The organism is uncultured Veillonella sp., from assembly GCF_905209685.1.
In the GTDB taxonomy this organism is placed as follows: Bacteria; Bacillota; Negativicutes; order Veillonellales; family Veillonellaceae; genus Veillonella.
On the sequence record NZ_CAJLUB010000007.1, the window covers coordinates 16,834 to 34,859 of the forward strand.

Here is an 18,026-nt window from a genome sequence, read left to right on the forward strand (position 1 = left end):
TCATATCGTAATCATTTAATTATTGCTCATCATTGGAGTCTGAGAAATATCGTGCCTTTGCTTGTTCAGGACTCATTAAAATTTCTCGAGCCTTACTGCCCATGCTAGGGCCAACGATTTTAAGATCTTCCATCGTATCTACAAGGCGAGCCGCGCGAGTGTAACCTATGCGGAATCGACGTTGCAACATAGATACAGAAGCTTGACCAGATTCCATTACAAGATTAACAGCACGCTCTAATAATTCATCGCGGTAAATATCATTTTCTTCAGATGATTCTTTCTCTGTTTCCTTTTCAGCCTCTTGCGTAACAGTATCATCATATTCTGGTTCTCGTTGAGCTTTTACAAATTCCACAAGATGTTCCACTTCATCATCAGAGATGAATGCACCTTGTACACGAATTGGTTTATTCGCCCCGATTGGAGCAAACAGCATATCACCTTTACCAAGTAATTTTTCTGCCCCTGCCATATCGAGGATGGTACGGGAGTCAATTTGAGAACCTACGGCAAAGGAAATACGGCTTGGTACATTAGCCTTAATAGAACCAGTAATAACGTTAACAGATGGACGTTGTGTAGCAAGTACCATATGAATACCCGCAGCACGCGCCATTTGTGCTAAGCGGCTAATAGATTCTTCAATATCATCAGGAGCTGTCATCATAAGGTCAGCTAACTCATCGATGATTAATACAATCAACGGCATAGCCGCTTTAGGATGCGCTTCGTTATAGCTCTTAATATCGCGTTTACCAGACGCTGCAAAGGCTTTATAACGGGCCTCCATTTCACGAACGGCCCAGCGCAATACAGCAGCTGCTTTTTTCATGTCTGTTACAACTGGCGCCATCAAATGAGGAATGCCGTTATAAATAGACAATTCAACCATCTTAGGGTCGATTAATAGTAATTTAACCTCTTCCGGTTTACGACTAAAGAGAATACTGGAAATCAACGTATTTACACATACGGATTTACCAGAACCAGTAGTACCTGCTACAAGCAAGTGAGGCATCTTCGCAAGGTCTGTAATGACAGGTTTCCCTGCAATATCTTTACCAAGACCAACAGGAATGCCACCACGCGCATCCTTGAAATCACTGCAATCAAGAACATCGCGCAAATGCACGGCCTCTGTTGTCTTATTAGGAACCTCAATACCAATAGCGGATTTTCCAGGAATTGGAGCCTCCATACGAATATGTTGAGCTGCTAAATTAAGGGCAATATCATCTGTTAAATTAACAATCCGGCTAACCTTTACACCAGGTGCAGGTTCAATTTCGTAACGCGTAACGGTTGGACCTTGCGTTGCATTAACAACCTTAGCAGTAATGCCAAAGTTACTCAATACATTTTCAAGCATCATTGCATTTTGTGCTACTTCTTCACCATTGCTTTGACTCCCCTTCCCTTTTGCCAAAATATCAAGGCTTGGAAAATGGTAAGGTCTATCATAGGTACGGTGAATTTGCCCCTCTTTAGACACGGCTACTTGTGCCGTATCTTCTGTAGTACTAATGGTAGACGGTACTTGTAAGCTCATGCCATTCATACCTGCACCAGCACTTGCAGAACTTGCAGCAGCACCTGTTCCAGGCACAGCGGACGCTATAGCAGCGTGATTAGTTTCTAACGGCCCCATCGTTGTATTTTGATATGTGAACTCCGGTTGGTCCTCATGAGTATTGTCTCCTGATTCAGAATCATCGGAATATCCTTCATCTGGAGTATATGTATAATCCTCATCTGGAACATACACATAATCATCACCAGTAGATCTACTAGTATCTGAGAATTGATCGAAATCATCCGCATCATGAGACTTCGCATCACCAGAAGCTTCAGAAATATTCGCCAATTGTTCCGCTGCTCGATTGCGGGCCTCTATCTCGGCTAATTCTTTCCAAGATGTAGGAGCCTTTGGTGTTTCCACAGTTGTCACTGTGTCTACCATAGGTTCATTCTCTACAAGTGTACTAGTTTCAAAATTATCTCTATCAGCAGTTATACCGCGTTTTTCCAATGCATCTAGCGCTTGATCGGCAGCATCAGCAAAGCGTGTATCCTTTTCCCTGTTATACGCTTTACGTTGCTCTGCTGCTTCTTTACGTTGTTCGTTCCAGTCTTCAAAGACTTCTTTAGCTACAGCCACCTTTTCAGCAGCCACTTCTTTAGCTACATCTAATCCTACTTGAGTTTTATCCGCCGCTTTTTGCAAGCCACTGCGCAAGGATAAACGGGTAATTAGAATACCAAAGGCTAATAATAAGAACACATCTAAAATGATAGCCCCTAGTTCACCTAATAATGTGCGAAGGAATGTAGCGATGGCGCCACCTACAACACCGCCTTGATTAGCCAGTTGTGTAGTAATGAGTTCCTGCCCCTCAGGAACGCGCCACAACGGAACGAGAGCTAACAAGAATAAGAAAAACAAGGTCATTACAATGCCTCGTTTTGTAATGGAAATAAATGTCCCCTTATATAATAATCTCCAACCTACCCAGAAAACACACAAACAAGGAATAATCCCACCTAGGCCGAAGCCGTAGCGGAATATACCTGTTAAGATTTCACCGACAAGACCGAGTTCAAAGCCAAAGAATCCGAGTAGGGAAATAACTGCAAAGGCAATTACAATTAAACCTTTAACTTCGCTACGCAAGGAAAATCCTTGAGATTTAGTTTGCTGTTTTGTACTTGTTCGCTTTCGTCGTGTATTTCGTTTTTTGGTGGAAGTTTTTTCTTCTGCCATAAATCTATACAAACCCCTTACTATATAACACTACTGTAAATTAACTTATCATTATATTATAGCATATATCGAAGTATTTAGTTAGCTTTTACGCCGTTCCTCCCAGTCACGAAGTAACTGTTCTTCTTTCCCTCTCTTAATACCATTGTAGTATGTAGCATCTATAAGAGGTGTTGGTAAATACTGCTGCTGTACATAGCCATTTGGATAGTTATGAGCATATTTATAGGTGTTCCCATGGCCTAATTTGCTAGCACCACTATAATGACTATCTTTTAAATGATCTGGCACCTGACCACATTCCTTGTGGCGCACATCAGCAATAGCTGCATCGATCGCCATATAAGCAGAATTACTTTTCGGCGCTAAGGCTACATAACAAGCCGCTTCAGATAATATAATGCGCGCTTCAGGGAAGCCTACCATATGAGCGGCTTGAGCTGCTGCATTGGCGAGAATTAAAGCTTGAGGGTCTGCTAGACCTACATCCTCAGCAGCACAAATTACTATACGACGAGCGATAAAGTTAGGATCTTCGCCAGCTTCAATCATACGTGCCAAGTAGTGCATCGTCGCTTGTACATCAGAGCCACGCATACTTTTAATAAACGCAGAAATCGTATCGTAGTGACTATCGCCTTTTTTGTCGTATGTATAAATACGGCGGCCTACAACCTTTTCAAGGACCTCTATAGTAATAGCCCCTTCATCGGGTACCATTGCTGCAGCTTGCTCTAAAATATTTAACGCCATCCGCCCATCGCCATTGACGAAAATCCCCACATCTTCAAGAACCTCATCTGTCACCTTTAGATGACGTTTACCAAGACCTACTTCTTCATCTGTAATAGCACGACGCAAAATTTGGCCTATAGCCTTTGGTGTAAGCGCCTCTAGCGTAATTAATCTTAGACGAGATAAAAGAGGTCTATTTACCTCAAAAAATGGATTTTCTGTGGTAGCGCCAATGAGGATGATTGTGCCATCCTCTACACAAGGTAATAACACATCTTGTTGGCTTTTATTAAAACGGTGAATTTCATCGAGGAATAAAATGGTTCGTTGTTGTAAAGACCGCACCCGCTTACGAGCATCCTCTATGATATTACGCAGCTCACCTATTCCCGCATTAGTAGCATTTAAATTTACAAAATGACTATTACTAACCTTAGCAATAATACCTGCCAGTGTAGTTTTACCCGTTCCACAAGGGCCATAAAAAAGCATAGACGGAATTGTATCCTTTTCAACCATGGCGCGCAAGAAAGTCCCCTTCCCTACCGCTTTTTCTTGACCATATAAATGGTCCAATGTAGTAGGACGCATACGCACCGGTAACGGTTCATACGTATTGGTGGGCGCCATATCAAATAAACTATCCATTCTATCACCTCACTCCATAACATCTTATCTATTAACTCTAAAGTTTTATAAATCGTACAGTCCAACAAATTGTATTCATTAAGAATATAATTAATAGATCAATAGCCTATAATAGCGATATTGACTGCTCTTTTCTATATATAGTATATGACATTACATGCCATTTTTACACGCAAAAAAGCCCCACCATGCCGTAATGTACCGCGTTTTGATCCTGCTTAGGGCAGGTGGGTGTCCTCCTCATCCTTCAGTTGTCCCGTAAGGGCGTAACGTTCAGACGAGAGTTCGGACTCCCGAAGTAAATGTGTTGGCTCAAAACTGCGATATCACACGCACATGGCAGGGATATCTTATACATAAATAGTATCAGAAAGATTCGTAATTAACAAGTCTTGACATTTCAAATTTAATCAATTCTTGCCTATGTTTTTACACCAAAGATTGCTCTTCTTCTTCCTCGATATCTGGTTTAATATGCAACTCTTTTAATTGCTTAGGTTCTACTTCAGATGGAGCTTGGCTCATTACATCAGAAGCAGATTGAGTTTTAGGGAATGCGATTACGTCGCGGATAGATTGACGTTTTGCCATCAACATAACAAGACGATCAAGGCCGAATGCACAACCAGCATGAGGAGGTGCACCGTATTGGAATGCATCAAGCATGAAGCCGAATTTAGATTTAGCTTCTTCTTCAGATAAACCAATAGCTTTGAATACTTTTTCTTGTACATCGGATTGGTAAATACGCAAGGAACCGCCACCGATTTCAACACCGTTCAATACCATATCATAAGCAATCGCTTTTACGCTGCCAGGATCAGATTCCAATTTATCAAGATCTTCATGACGAGGCATTGTGAACGGATGGTGCATTGCAACATAACGTTTTTCATCTTCGTTATATTCAAACATAGGGAAATCAGTTACCCATGTGAATGCCAATTTATCTTGGTCAATCATGTTCATGCGGCGTGCCATTTCAAGGCGCAATTCACCTAATGCACGTGCCACAGTGGCAGGTTTATCTGCAATCATCAATACAAGGTCGCCACCTTTAGCGCCCATTTTTTCACCGATATTGCGGATTGTATCTTCACCTAAGAACTTCATGATTTGAGACTTGATGGAACCATCTTCATTGAAGCAAGCCCATGCAAGGCCTTTTGCACCGTAACGGTTTACATATTCAACGAGGTCATCAAGTTCACGACGTGGAATACCAGCATCGCCAGGTACAACGATACCTTTAACTACACCACCGTTATCGATTACAGAGCGGAATACTTTAAATTCTGTATCTTTAACAAGATCAGTTACATCAGTAAAGGCCATGTCGAAGCGAAGGTCTGGTTTATCAGAACCGTATTTATCCATTGCTTCATCCCATGTAATACGAGGCATAGGCAATGGAATTTCTTTGCCCAATGTAGTTTTAAATACATGAGCAATCATTTCTTCAAGCATAGAGTAAATGTCTTCTTCATCTACGAAGGACATTTCCAAGTCGAGCTGAGTGAACTCAGGTTGACGGTCTGCACGCAAATCTTCATCGCGGAAGCAACGAACGATTTGGAAGTATTTTTCATAACCAGCAACCATCAAGATTTGTTTGAAAATTTGTGGAGATTGTGGCAATGCATAGAATGTACCAGCATTTACACGAGAAGGTACTAAATAGTCACGAGCGCCTTCTGGTGTAGATTTAGTAAGCATTGGAGTTTCAATTTCCAAGAAATCGCGGCTATCGAAGAAGTCGCGCATTGCTTTCGTTACTTTGTGACGCAAAATCAAGTTGCGTTGCATTTCTGGACGACGCAAGTCAAGGTAACGATATTTCAAACGAATATTTTCATCTACATCGATATCATCTTGGATATAGAATGGAGGAGTTTTAGCGGAGTTCAATACGCGCAACTCTTCACAGTACATTTCGTATGCACCGGTAGGAAGATTTGGATTGATAGCCGCTTCATCACGTTTTGTAATTTTACCACGTACACAAAGTACATATTCGTTACGAACATCCTCTGCTTTGTGGAAAGATTCTACGTTATGATCTGGAGATGCTACCACTTGTACTACGCCAGAACGATCGCGTAAATCCAAGAAAATCAAACCACCGTGGTCACGACGGCGTTCAACCCAACCACATAATACGACCTCTTTACCTACCTCTTGTTCAGAGATGGTGCCACAACCGTGCGTACGGTGTAAGCCTTGCATTGTTTCCATTCTAATTGTCATCCTTTCACCAAAGAAGTTATACGTTCAGAAACTGTATCAAGTGGTACAGTTTCTTGTTCACTAGTTTCCATGAATCGGATTATGGCTTCCCCACGAGCCAATTCATCATCACCCAATATGATAACATATTTTGCATTAATTTTGTTAGCATATTTTAATTGTGCCTTCATACTCTTGCCCTGTCCGTCCATTTCAACGGTTACATATGCATCATGTAATGCTTGGCAAATTTTGAAAGCCTCTACCTTAGCCGCATCACCAAGCGCCACTACAAATGCAGATGGTTCAACAGTTGGTTCAGGCAACAAGTTTTGCTTTTCAAGAGCTAATAGCAAACGTTCCATGCCCATGGCAAAGCCAATGGCTGGCGTATGAGGACCATCAAGTTCCTCTACAAGGCCATCGTAACGACCACCACCTGCTACGGCACTTTGTGCGCCTAATGGAGTATATTGTACTTCGAATGCTGTCTTTGTGTAATAATCTAGACCACGTACAAGGCGAGGATTTAATGTATATTGCACATTTGCAGCCGTTAAATATGTCTTCAATTCTTCAAAGTGATCATGACACTCTTCACATAAATGTTCGTGAATTTCAGGAGCACCTACGGACAAGGATTTACATGTTTCATTTTTGCAATCCAAGATACGCAAAGGATTTTTATATAAACGTTCTTGGCAATCACTGCATAATTGTTCTTTTTTAGGTTCAAAGAATTCAATTAATTTTTCACGATATACAGGGCGGCATGTTGGGCAACCTACAGAGTTCACCTCTACATTGAGGTCCTTAAGGCCAAAGTCTTTCAACAATTGTACAACCATGCAGATAACTTCACTATCTACAACTGGAGATTGAGAGCCTAGTACCTCTGCACCAAATTGATGGAATTGACGGTAACGACCTGCTTGTGGTTTATCATGACGGAACATAGGTCCCATGTAATACCATTTTGTAAGGCCTTCTTTACCATATACTTTATTTTCTAAGTATGCACGTACAGCAGAAGCCGTATTTTCAGGACGCAATGTGAAGCTAGAGCCACCGTCATCGCCTGTAGTAAATGTATACATTTCCTTTTGTACTACATCTGTAGTTTCACCGATACCGCGCAAGAATAATTTAGTATCTTCAAAGGCAGGTGTGCGAATTTCATTGAACCCGTATACTTTACAAATTTCACGCATACGTTGTTCAATATAGTGCCAATTTATCATTTGCTCTGGCAAAAAGTCTTGTGTACCTCTTGGTTTTCTAATAGCCATTACACAACCTCCCAAAATTTCTCACAAATTCTATGTCGTTTCTCTAATAGTGCATCTATCGTTGCGTGGTAAACATCAACATCCTTTGGCATGTGCTGTTTCAATTGACGATATTCAGGAGCTCGCATCCACTTAGATGAGCTACCAGGTCCCATGGATAGAATGCTTTGTCGCTCTTCCATGATCTGAATATTATATTCGCACGCTTTACCCGGCAAGGTATAGCCAATATTCTCTAACTGCCCTCTCATATATTGTTGGCGATATAGATAATATGGCACATAGCCAGCCGCTTCAAGACGCTCTTTACCATATTGTACCATTTCTGCTACGAGATGTTCCTCAGGAATATCATCTTGCATATTTAAATCATACAATGGGCTACCACGTTTTAATGCTAACGTATGAATTGTAACATTTTCCGGCAGATTTTGACATACGTAATCCATATTCTCTACCATGTTTTGCATCGTTTGATGCGGTAAACCTGCAATAAAATCCATATTTACAGCAAATGGTGTATTAACTTTTACATATTGTAACAGTTCATCAATATCTTGTGCACTATGCCCACGCCCAATGCGACGCAAAATATCGTCTTGCATCGTTTGTGGATTAATACTGATACGATTTACACCAAAATCGAGCATAGATCGTATCTTCCGAGGATTAACAGAATCTGGGCGCCCCGCCTCTACAGTAAACTCATGTCCTTCTGGCACTAGTATAGATAACTGTTTTAGGACTTGGTGAAAGTCTTCATCACCTAATACCGTCGGTGTACCGCCACCCATATAGAGGGTATCTACCGATAAGTCATAAGACTGAGCAATATCTTTCATATCCTCCATATCACGGCCTAAAGCTGTTAAGAATTGACTTTTATCAGTGTAATCCTGATAAAGACCATAAGGAAACGAGCAGTACACACAACGAGTATCACAGAAAGGAATGCCACAATAGAGACTCACCTTTTTATCGTCTGTATCAGCTAAAAATGGCCGTTGATACTCACCGATAGCCCCCAATGTATTAAGCTTTTCCATAGACACAGAAAACTCGTCCCTAATGTGACGAGTTGCTGCGTGGACAGAGCCATATGTATCTATATATTTATGTAGTAGCTTTGTAGGGCGCACACCGACCATAGTCCCCCATGGGGCATCGGCTGGCAAGCCTTGATATTCACGTAAATAGCGCAATAAGGCTTGGCCAATTTGACGACGACCCATAGATGAAATATCACCGTCAAAAGTTTTTACGGTCTCATTAATGGTTACAGTCAAACGATATAAACCGTCTACCTCTATAGCCTCTAGAAGAACGTCTGGATTAACCTTATCAGAGAATAAACCAGCAGCACCACAGTTATGGGCTACTACGGAGCCAAGTGGTAATGGCCCCGTATATAGATATCCATTAAGCATGGTGATGAGCCATACGTTCTAATTTTTCAAGTTCTGCTTCAGTCATATGATTTTGGCAATCGCTGCAATAACCATATACTTTCAATTGATGGTCAATAGTGCGGAAGTTCAATTTTTTAGCGATGATAGACTCTAATGTTTCAAGCATATCGTCTTCGAACTCGGATACTTTACCACATTTCACGCAAATCAAATGATGATGGAAATGAGCGAACTCTTCATCATTTAATTCGTAACGGTTACGACCATCACCGAAATCAAGACGTTTTAACAAATCAAGTTCAGTGAATAGATCAAGTGTTCTGTAAATAGTAGCCAAACCGATATCAGGAGCTACTTCTTTTACAAGTACATATACGTCTTCAGCGCTCAAATGGTTTTCATCAGCATCGATGAAGGCTTGTAAAATTGTTTGACGTTGTGTAGTCAATTTGTATTTTTTATCTTTAATGCGTTCTTTTAATTTCTCTAATGTTGTGTTCATTATAACTATCCCCTTTACTTCTTACAAAAGTTTTATAAAACCTACGCCCCAACGAATGGGTTGTATTGTTTTTCATAACCTATATTTGTTTCTGGTCCATGACCAGGATATACCATTGTATTGTCAGGCAATTTATAAAGCTGAGTTTTAATGGATTCCATTAATGTCTCATACGAACCATTTGGAAAATCTGTACGACCTACGGAATCTCTAAATAGAGTATCCCCGACAAATACAAGACCTTCCATGTAATAACATACCCCACCTGGCGTATGCCCCGGTGTTTCAAGTACTTCAAGGTCAATAGCACCACAGGTAATGTGGTCACCTTGTTTAACCTCAATAATGTCAGCCTTTACCTTTATTGGTGTTGGATTACTATAAGCGCTGAGATTGAGTTCAGGATCTGACAGATACGGTATATCACCCTTTTGAATATATACAGGCACATGATATGTATCTACAATCTCTTGAACGCCACCAATATGATCACCATGACCATGGGTTAATAAAATCGCCTTTGGTTTCAAGTCGTGCTTCTTTAGAGACTCTAATACTTCAGCAGTAGCAGGATCAATAATGAAAGCTTCTCCTACCGCTTTATCGCCTATGACATAGCCATTAGTTCCTAGTGGACCTAATGGCATGCGCATAAGCACTAATTGTTGTTCACTCATTAAGCCCCTCCTTTACTACGCTGTACTGTATATACTTCACGAATACGGCGCAACTTAGTCATAACAAAATCAAGTTGTGAAATATCACGGATATCAACCACAACATTGATACTTACAGTTTTAGTATCTTCTTGAACCTTAGCATTGATGTTTGTAATGGTGATTTTTAACTCTGAAAGTACTGCCATAACCTCCATCAACAGACCATTTCGATCGTATGCTTGAATATCAATACCTACATGGAAGGATTCACCAGAGGAACCATCCCAAGAAACTTCAATCATACGCTCTAAATCTTCTGGCGTATGGCCAAGGCTCGTACAATCGGAGCGATGGACAGATACACCACGACCACGCGTGATGTATCCGATGATATCATCACCAGGAACTGGGCTACAGCATTTCGCCATACGTACCATAACACCAGCTTCCCCTTTTACGAGAACGCCCGTACCATTCTTGGTCGTTTTTGGCCCTTGAGCTTTTAACTTCTCAATGATTTGTTCAGTGCTGCGCTTAGATTCTTCTGCTTCTTTAGATTTTTTATAAAGTTCAATTAACCGCAAGAGAACAGTGCTGACAGGAATACCACCATAGCCACAAGCAGCAAACATTTCCTCTTCAGTACCTGCTTTCAGCTGTTTTGTAACTTGTTGGAGACGATTATCAGCGATTAATTCTTTCCAACTATAGTTTAACCGTTTTGCTTCTTTTTCAAGCGCCTCTAGGCCTTTTTCTATATTTTCAGCTTTATTTTCACGCTTGAACCAGTTGCGAATTTTGCTCTTACTTTCAGAAGATCCTACAATATTGAGCCAATCAAGACTTGGACGACCTGTTTTAGATGTAATAATATCTACAATATCGCCATTTTGTAAGGTGTAATCTAGCGGTACAATTTTACCGTTTACCTTCGCACCCACACAGCGATGACCAACATCGGTATGAACACGGTACGCAAAATCAAGTGGAACTGAACCAATTGGCAATTTAACAACATCGCCCTTTGGTGTAAATACAAAGACCTCTCCAGAGAAAACATCTAGTTTTAAAGCGTTAACCAGTTCTGTTGGATTACTTGTATCTTGCCATTCAAGAACTTGACGTAACCAGGCAACCTTTTGGTCAAAGTCCTTATCGCCACTTTTATTGCCTTCTTTATAACGCCAGTGAGCAGCAACACCGTATTCAGATACACGGTGCATTTCCCATGTACGAATTTGGATTTCTACAGGTTGCCCCATGGTACCGATAACCGTAGTATGTAACGATTGATACATATTAGATTTCGGCATGGAAATATAATCCTTGAAACGATACGGCAATGGTTTCCACAAGCTATGCGCAATACCTAATACGGCGTAGCAATCTGGAATTGTATCAACGATAACGCGAACAGCAAGCAAATCGTAAATTTGAGATAAATCACGGTTGTCCTTTTTCATCTTCTTGTAAATACTGTAGAAGTGTTTTGGACGACCTTTAATATCCGCCTTAATATGAGCTTCCCCTAACGCTTTTGTAAGTTGGCTCATCGTATCATTTACTATGTCCTCACGAGCTTGGCGTTTTTGTTTCATTTGATCTACAAGATCATAATATTTTTCCGGCTCTAAATAGCGGAATGATAAATCTTCTAGTTCCCATTTCACATTGAAGATACCAAGGCGATGTGCTAAAGGAGCAAAGATTTCTAATGTTTCCTTTGCAATACGCTTTTGTTTGTCGCTACGCATATGCTTTAAGGTACGCATATTATGTAAGCGGTCACCCAATTTGATAACAACGACGCGCACATCCTTCGCCATAGCCAAAATCATCTTCCGATAATTTTCCATTTGGCGATCTTCTTTTGTTTCATATTGGAACTGGTTTAATTTCGTTACACCATCAACGAGGAAAGCCACCTCAGAGCCAAACATTTTCTCCAAGTCTTCCTTCGAATACGATGTATCTTCAACCACATCATGCATAAGTGCAGCCATAAGCGTAATATGGTCGATTTGTAAGTGTGCCAAAATTTCAGCTACTGCTAGTGGATGCATGATATATGGCTCGCCAGAAGCTCTCAATTGACCTTCATGAGCCTTATCAGCAAGTTCAAAAGCCTTCAATACTTGGTTACACTCATCATCTGTTAAATAGGTATGGATATATTCCATAAATTCAGCTAAAGCTTTTTCTTTGTTAAATGTACCTTGTTCAACCAAAGCTTTGCCTTCTTCATTTACAGTTGTCATGGTGTCACCTCCTATACACTATAGGTAAGAAATGTTACGGATGTGACAAGATCTAATTTTCCTTCAACGGCATTCCATCTTAGCATTAATTGACCATCATCACTTGTATATTCTTCGATGATGCCCAACTCCTTAAAAACATCTAAGGATGTAAGGGCACTACGATTATTTTGATCTGCCGGCTTGCGGCGCAAAATTTCTTGTTCCACATGGTAAACCGATTGACTACGACCACGCATAGCTTGTTTGACTATGACATACATTTGTCTAAGCCCTTCTGTTGAAAGTGTAATAGGCTCTTCACTCAACGGTTCAATAGCTTGGATCATAAGCTGTGGAGAAACCATCCCTTGCCATTCATTCTTTTGCAATGAAAATGCTACTTTCACCACAGTTCCTACAAATATGGTTTTAAACAAATCGGGACGATTCCAAGCAATGGCATCTAACGTGCCACTTGAGGTTTCTAAAATCACCTTGCAATGATTTTTTAACTGCCCCATAAGCATAATATCTTGTACCGTTGCTTCCATAACGGCAAAGACCGGCGTACTATTAGCCATCCCATAGGGCTCAAGGGCTGATACGCGGTCAATGATATCTACATCGATATCATCAACAGGTAGTTCCGCATCAATAGCAACGACAGGAATGTATTCTTCTGGTGTTACATGCTCTTTACAATACGCCGTTAAGCGGTCTCGTAATTCATCTATACGACTTGCATCAATACTAAAGCCAGCTGCTGCAGCATGTCCACCAAACTGTAGCAACACATCTTCACAGGACTTGAGTGCATCGTAGATATTAAAGCCATCAATACTGCGGCAAGAACCTTTACCAACGCCATCATGAATACTGATGACTAAGGTTGGTTTATAAAACTCCTCAACTAAACGAGAGGCCACAATACCTATAACACCAGGATGCCAGTCTTCACCAGCCACCACCGTTACATAATCCGCTTTATGACCTTGATTAGCCACATCGATGCGAGCAAGTTCATGAATATTCCGCTCTAATTCTTGGCGTTCACGGTTAGTTTCATTTAACTCCTCTGCAATAGCTTCTGCCATATCAGCATCATCGGTAACAAGTAACTCAACAGCACGTGTTGCATGAGTTACGCGACCTGCTGCATTAAGGCGAGGTGCCAAAGTAAAACCGATATGTCCAGATGTTATAGTTCGTTCATGGAGACCCGCTACATCGATAAGCTTTTTAATGCCCAAATTAGGATGACTATTCATCTTCTCTAGACCTGCTTTTACAATGATGCGGTTCTCACCTACTAACGGTACTACGTCTGCCACAGTACCTAGTGCAACAATATCTAAATCATCTAAATACCATTCACCATATTTTGTGAGCCATAAAGCTTGGCATAATTTAAAGGCAACCCCAACGCCGGACAAATTTTTATCCTTATAGGGACAATCCTTCTGCTTGTGGTTAATAACAGCCTTTGCTCGTGGAATCAAATCTGGTGCCGTATGATGATCCGTAATAATCATATCAATACGGTCACGTACAGCCTCTACAATATCGTAAGAACTAATACCGCAATCTACGGTAATAACTAGAGATGTTCCCCGCTCTATAAGGTGCTCTAAAGCCTCTAAATTGAGGCCATATCCTTCGCTTTGACGCTCTGGTATGTAATAGGTAACATCGGCACCTAGTTTCTTTAAAAATCGATACAGAACAGATGTTGCAGTAATACCGTCTACATCATAATCACCATAAATAACGATTGGTTTATATTTTTCAATTGTCTCCTGAACTAGCGAAACAGCTACATCCATATCTTTTAATGCGAATGGATCTAACAAATCAGACAAAGAGCCTTGTAAAAACCGACGCCCTTCATCTACATCTATGTGGCGATTAACCATTAATTTGGCCACAATAGGATTCACACCAAGTTCACGGATTAAGATATTCTCTTGTTCTTTGTCGCTTGTGGAAATGCGCCAACGTTTTTTCTTAATCATCATATCCCTCAGTAGTTTATAATCAATATTATTATAATAATTCAACGTATTATCATTATCATTTTTATTTATTATACATCAAAAAGTGAATAAAATAAACCATTTTATATATTTTATTCTCATTTAAACCTTGTCTTTTTCTCAACAAAAAAGAACCTCCCATTATCAATAGGAGGTTCTAGATCAGTGAATTACTTAGAACCGGAAGTCTCGTTCGCCGTCTTTCATCTGTGCAATATAAGCTTTCGCTTTATCTTTAACTAAGTCATTTTTGATATTTTCTAACTGTTCTTCAATAACTTTAGCGCCATGAGCTTTAGTCTTTTCATCACCATAATCCATGATGTATTCGTTTAATGTCATCAATGCATTTGGTTGGCAACAGTTGTGGATTTGACCGGATTTAGCAAGGGCCATGAATCTGTCCCCTGTTCTACCTGCACGATAGCATGCAGTACAGAAACTTGGTACATATCCAAGGTCTAGTAACCAATCTACAATTTCATCTAATGTACGTGTATCACTGCGATCAAATTGAGCAGAATTATCTTCTGGTTTTTCTTCTTCTTTGTAGCCACCTACGCTAGTACGAGAGCCACCACTAATTTGGGAAATACCTAATGCCAAGCCACGTTCACGCATAGATTGGCTTTCACGGGTGGACATAATCATACCTGTATACGGTGTGGATACGCGAATAAGAGCAACGATTTTCTCAAAGATATCGTCAGGTACAGCATTACTGAAATCATCTACATCGATATCATCAGCTGGACAAATACGAGGTACAGAAATTGTATGTGGACCTACACCAAATACAGCCTCTAAGTGTTCAGCATGCATTAATAAGCCTACAAAATCGTATTTATAGTGTTCTAAACCATATAAAACACCGATGCCTACATCATCAATACCACCTTGCATAGCGCGGTCCATCGCCTCTGTATGGTAGGCGTAGTCGCTCTTAGGGCCTGTTGGATGTAACGCTTCGTAGTTTTCTTTATTGTACGTTTCTTGGAATAATGTATATGTACCAATGCCAGCTTCGTGTAATTTTTTGTAATCCTCAACAGAACAAGCTGCAATATTTACATTTACACGGCGAATTTCGCCATTTTTATTTTTAATGCTGTAAATAGTCTTGATGGATTCCAAAATATACTCAAGCGGATTATTAAGAGGATCTTCACCGGACTCAATTACAATGCGCTTATGACCCATTGCTTCTAATGCGATAACCTCTTCTCTAATTTGGTCTTGAGTCAACTTTTTACGTTTAATATCGCGATTTTTAGAATGGTACGGACAATATACACAACCATTAATACAATAGTTAGACAAATATAATGGTGCAAATAGAACGATACGATCGCCATAAATAGCTTTCTTGATTTCTTTAGCTAACGCATAAAGCTTTTCCTTATATTCAGGCAACGGACATTCTAATAGAACAGCTGCTTCTCTATGGTTTAACCCCTTAAATGTAGCAGCTTTTGCTAAAATAGCATCTAACAACTCCCGATTTTCCTTGTTTTCCTTTGCATAGGCAAGGGTATCAAGGATTTCCTGATGGGAAATAAATTCCTCCGCCTTTGGAGATTTTACATCATACATAGTACTTACCTCAAATCTTTCTAGTGGCAACGCCACCCCTCTTTAGGTATATGAAAGTATATGACAACCAGTCTTCTGGTATTTCACTGATACTGTACATAGTATACCACTATTCCTACTAAAAAACATAGGAATTTGACACACAATAATAAAAGGTTACTCCCTCATAAGAGGAAGCAACCTTTATAGTATGGGAATTTCTAATTTATATCGATTATCTATATCGAATATGACTAAAATGTATGTAATTAAATTAATTCCTTATTTACTATTAAGATTTTAATAGAAATTACTTATATAATTGATTTCTAGTATTAAAAAATGTCCTATAAGACAACTGGCACGTAATAAAACAAGCAATGGATATAGTGGATAACGACATAAATGTAACGATCATTTGATATTTTACAGCTTCTAATGGAGGCATGCCTGCTAGGATAAGGCCTGTCATCATCCCCGGCAGCGCTACGATACCTAATGTCTTGGCACTATCTACAGTAGGTTGTAGACCCGTCTTTATAACATCACGAACTATTGCTTTCGAAGCTTGTTTAGGTGTACTACCCAAGGCTAATTTAATTTCCACCTCTTGTTTACGCAATTCAAAATTTGATAGCATTTGACGATAACAAAGCCCAATGGCTACCATAGCACCACTAATGACCATACCACCAACAGGAATCAATTGGTACGCAGTAAAACTAAGCACGCCAGTTACCAATAAAATAGATAAGGTTATCCATGCACCAATGGTGATAGCAAACCAAGAAATCCATAACGCATGCGGAATCCCTTGCCCTCGTTTAGCTGAGTTATAAGCGGCATTAAAAGCCATAAATCCAAGTAAGCCAATAATAAATATTGGACTTTCCGTACTAAAAATATAGGATAAAATAAACCCGATGACTAATAGTTGAACTGTAGCACGTATAGCACTGATGAAAATATCCTTTTCTAGCTTCAATTCTTGTCGATAAGACATAATCATACTAATAATAACTAGCACTGATGCAAGGCACAACGATATAGTAGATATAGTTTGAAACTGACTCATATCAGTACCTCCTCTTTAGCTAATTGACCGTCTACGATAGTGATGCGGCGATTTGCAGTACGCAAGCTTTGCTCTTCATTATGAGTAATGGAGATAATGGTGATCCCCTTTTTATGAAGCTCATCAATAACATTTTCTACAATAGATGTATTCGTCGCATCTAAGGCAGACGTAACCTCGTCTAAAAGCAACACTTTAGGCTCAAAAATAAGGCTCCGAATAAGGCATATTCGTTGCATTTCACCACCAGACAACTCATCATTACGGCGCTCCATATAATTTAGTGGCATATGTAGTAGATCAAAGAGATATTCTATACGACTCATATCCGGTTTTAAACCGCGAATATCATAAGGAAATAGAATATTACGACGTACTGTTTTCCCAAACAAATAAGGTCTTTGAAAGCAGTAGCCCACCTCTCTACGATAAGATTCAGGATCTATAGCCGTTAAGGGACGATCATTATAAGTAATAGTTCCCGATGTAGGACTAATCAGATCACTACATAATTTTAAAAGTGTACTTTTACCACTTCCAGAAGGACCTACAATAGTAATATAATCGCCTTGATTTACCGATAAAGATACATCACTGATAATAGATTTGTCTTTTACAATATAAGATATATTTGATAATTCTAGCAGCGCCATAAAGCCCCCTATCTCGTCATATGTATATTAATAGCAAAATATCGACTCACTGTTGCTAGTTATTTAGTATTCTTAAGCATAATGATTCTAATTATTTTATCATTACCAATATGATAATGCTAAGCTTAATTATAATATATCTATCAGACACACACTACAGAAAACAAAAAAATCCCTAGTGGAAAACCACTAGGGATTAATAGTCTTTGTAAAATTAAGCT

12 protein-coding genes and 1 other RNA gene are annotated in these 18,026 nt (G+C 39.8%); all 13 read right to left on the reverse strand.

Going from position 1 to position 18,026, the window contains the following annotated elements; translation table 11 throughout:
• Nucleotides 1–19: 19 nt before the first annotated feature.
• Complete coding sequence (locus QZ055_RS01505) at nt 20–2,764, reverse strand: DNA translocase FtsK (RefSeq protein WP_295824172.1); 2,745 nt, start codon at nt 2,762–2,764, stop codon at nt 20–22.
• A gap of 81 nt (nt 2,765–2,845) precedes the next feature.
• Entirely contained in the window at nt 2,846–4,147 is a 1,302-nt protein-coding gene (locus QZ055_RS01510) for a replication-associated recombination protein A (RefSeq protein ID WP_295824174.1), read from the reverse strand.
• Between the two features lie 176 nt (nt 4,148–4,323).
• Nucleotides 4,324–4,496: non-coding RNA, 6S RNA (gene ssrS / locus QZ055_RS01515), on the reverse strand.
• An 80-nt stretch (nt 4,497–4,576) separates the two neighbouring features.
• Nucleotides 4,577–6,382 carry an aspartate--tRNA ligase gene (gene aspS, locus QZ055_RS01520; RefSeq protein WP_105089414.1) on the reverse strand — a complete coding sequence of 602 codons (1,806 nt, stop codon included), beginning with the start codon at nt 6,380–6,382 and terminating at the stop codon, nt 4,577–4,579.
• Between the two features lie 8 nt (nt 6,383–6,390).
• Nucleotides 6,391–7,662 carry a histidine--tRNA ligase gene (hisS, locus tag QZ055_RS01525; RefSeq protein ID WP_295824177.1) on the reverse strand — a complete coding sequence of 424 codons (1,272 nt, stop codon included), beginning with the start codon at nt 7,660–7,662 and terminating at the stop codon, nt 6,391–6,393.
• Nucleotides 7,662–9,089: a coproporphyrinogen dehydrogenase HemZ gene (gene hemZ, locus QZ055_RS01530; RefSeq protein ID WP_295824178.1), complete on the reverse strand. Its 1,428-nt coding sequence runs from the start codon at nt 9,087–9,089 to the stop codon at nt 7,662–7,664. The genes hisS and hemZ overlap by 1 nt, the downstream gene beginning before the upstream one ends.
• On the reverse strand, nt 9,082–9,573 hold the full coding sequence (locus tag QZ055_RS01535; RefSeq protein WP_105089417.1) for a Fur family transcriptional regulator: 492 nt from the start codon (nt 9,571–9,573) through the stop codon (nt 9,082–9,084). The genes hemZ and QZ055_RS01535 overlap by 8 nt, the downstream gene beginning before the upstream one ends.
• A gap of 41 nt (nt 9,574–9,614) precedes the next feature.
• On the reverse strand, nt 9,615–10,250 hold the full coding sequence (locus QZ055_RS01540; RefSeq protein WP_295824180.1) for an MBL fold metallo-hydrolase: 636 nt from the start codon (nt 10,248–10,250) through the stop codon (nt 9,615–9,617).
• Entirely contained in the window at nt 10,250–12,490 is a 2,241-nt protein-coding gene (locus QZ055_RS01545) for a bifunctional (p)ppGpp synthetase/guanosine-3',5'-bis(diphosphate) 3'-pyrophosphohydrolase (protein ID WP_295824183.1), read from the reverse strand. The genes QZ055_RS01540 and QZ055_RS01545 overlap by 1 nt, the downstream gene beginning before the upstream one ends.
• An 11-nt stretch (nt 12,491–12,501) precedes the next feature.
• Nucleotides 12,502–14,484 (reverse strand): single-stranded-DNA-specific exonuclease RecJ, encoded by a 1,983-nt coding sequence (gene recJ / locus QZ055_RS01550; protein WP_295824186.1) that lies wholly within the window; start codon nt 14,482–14,484, stop codon nt 12,502–12,504.
• Between the two features lie 195 nt (nt 14,485–14,679).
• A complete protein-coding gene (gene hydG / locus QZ055_RS01555; protein WP_363178571.1) occupies nt 14,680–16,098 on the reverse strand; it encodes a [FeFe] hydrogenase H-cluster radical SAM maturase HydG in 1,419 nt (472 codons plus the stop codon).
• 289 nt (nt 16,099–16,387) lie between these two features.
• Nucleotides 16,388–17,152, reverse strand: coding sequence for an ABC transporter permease (gene fetB / locus QZ055_RS01560; protein WP_105085890.1), 765 nt, complete (start codon nt 17,150–17,152; stop codon nt 16,388–16,390).
• Entirely contained in the window at nt 17,149–17,805 is a 657-nt protein-coding gene (locus QZ055_RS01565; RefSeq protein WP_295824190.1) for an ATP-binding cassette domain-containing protein, read from the reverse strand. Before QZ055_RS01565 ends, fetB begins: the two co-directional genes overlap by 4 nt.
• Nucleotides 17,806–18,026 lie beyond the last annotated feature (221 nt).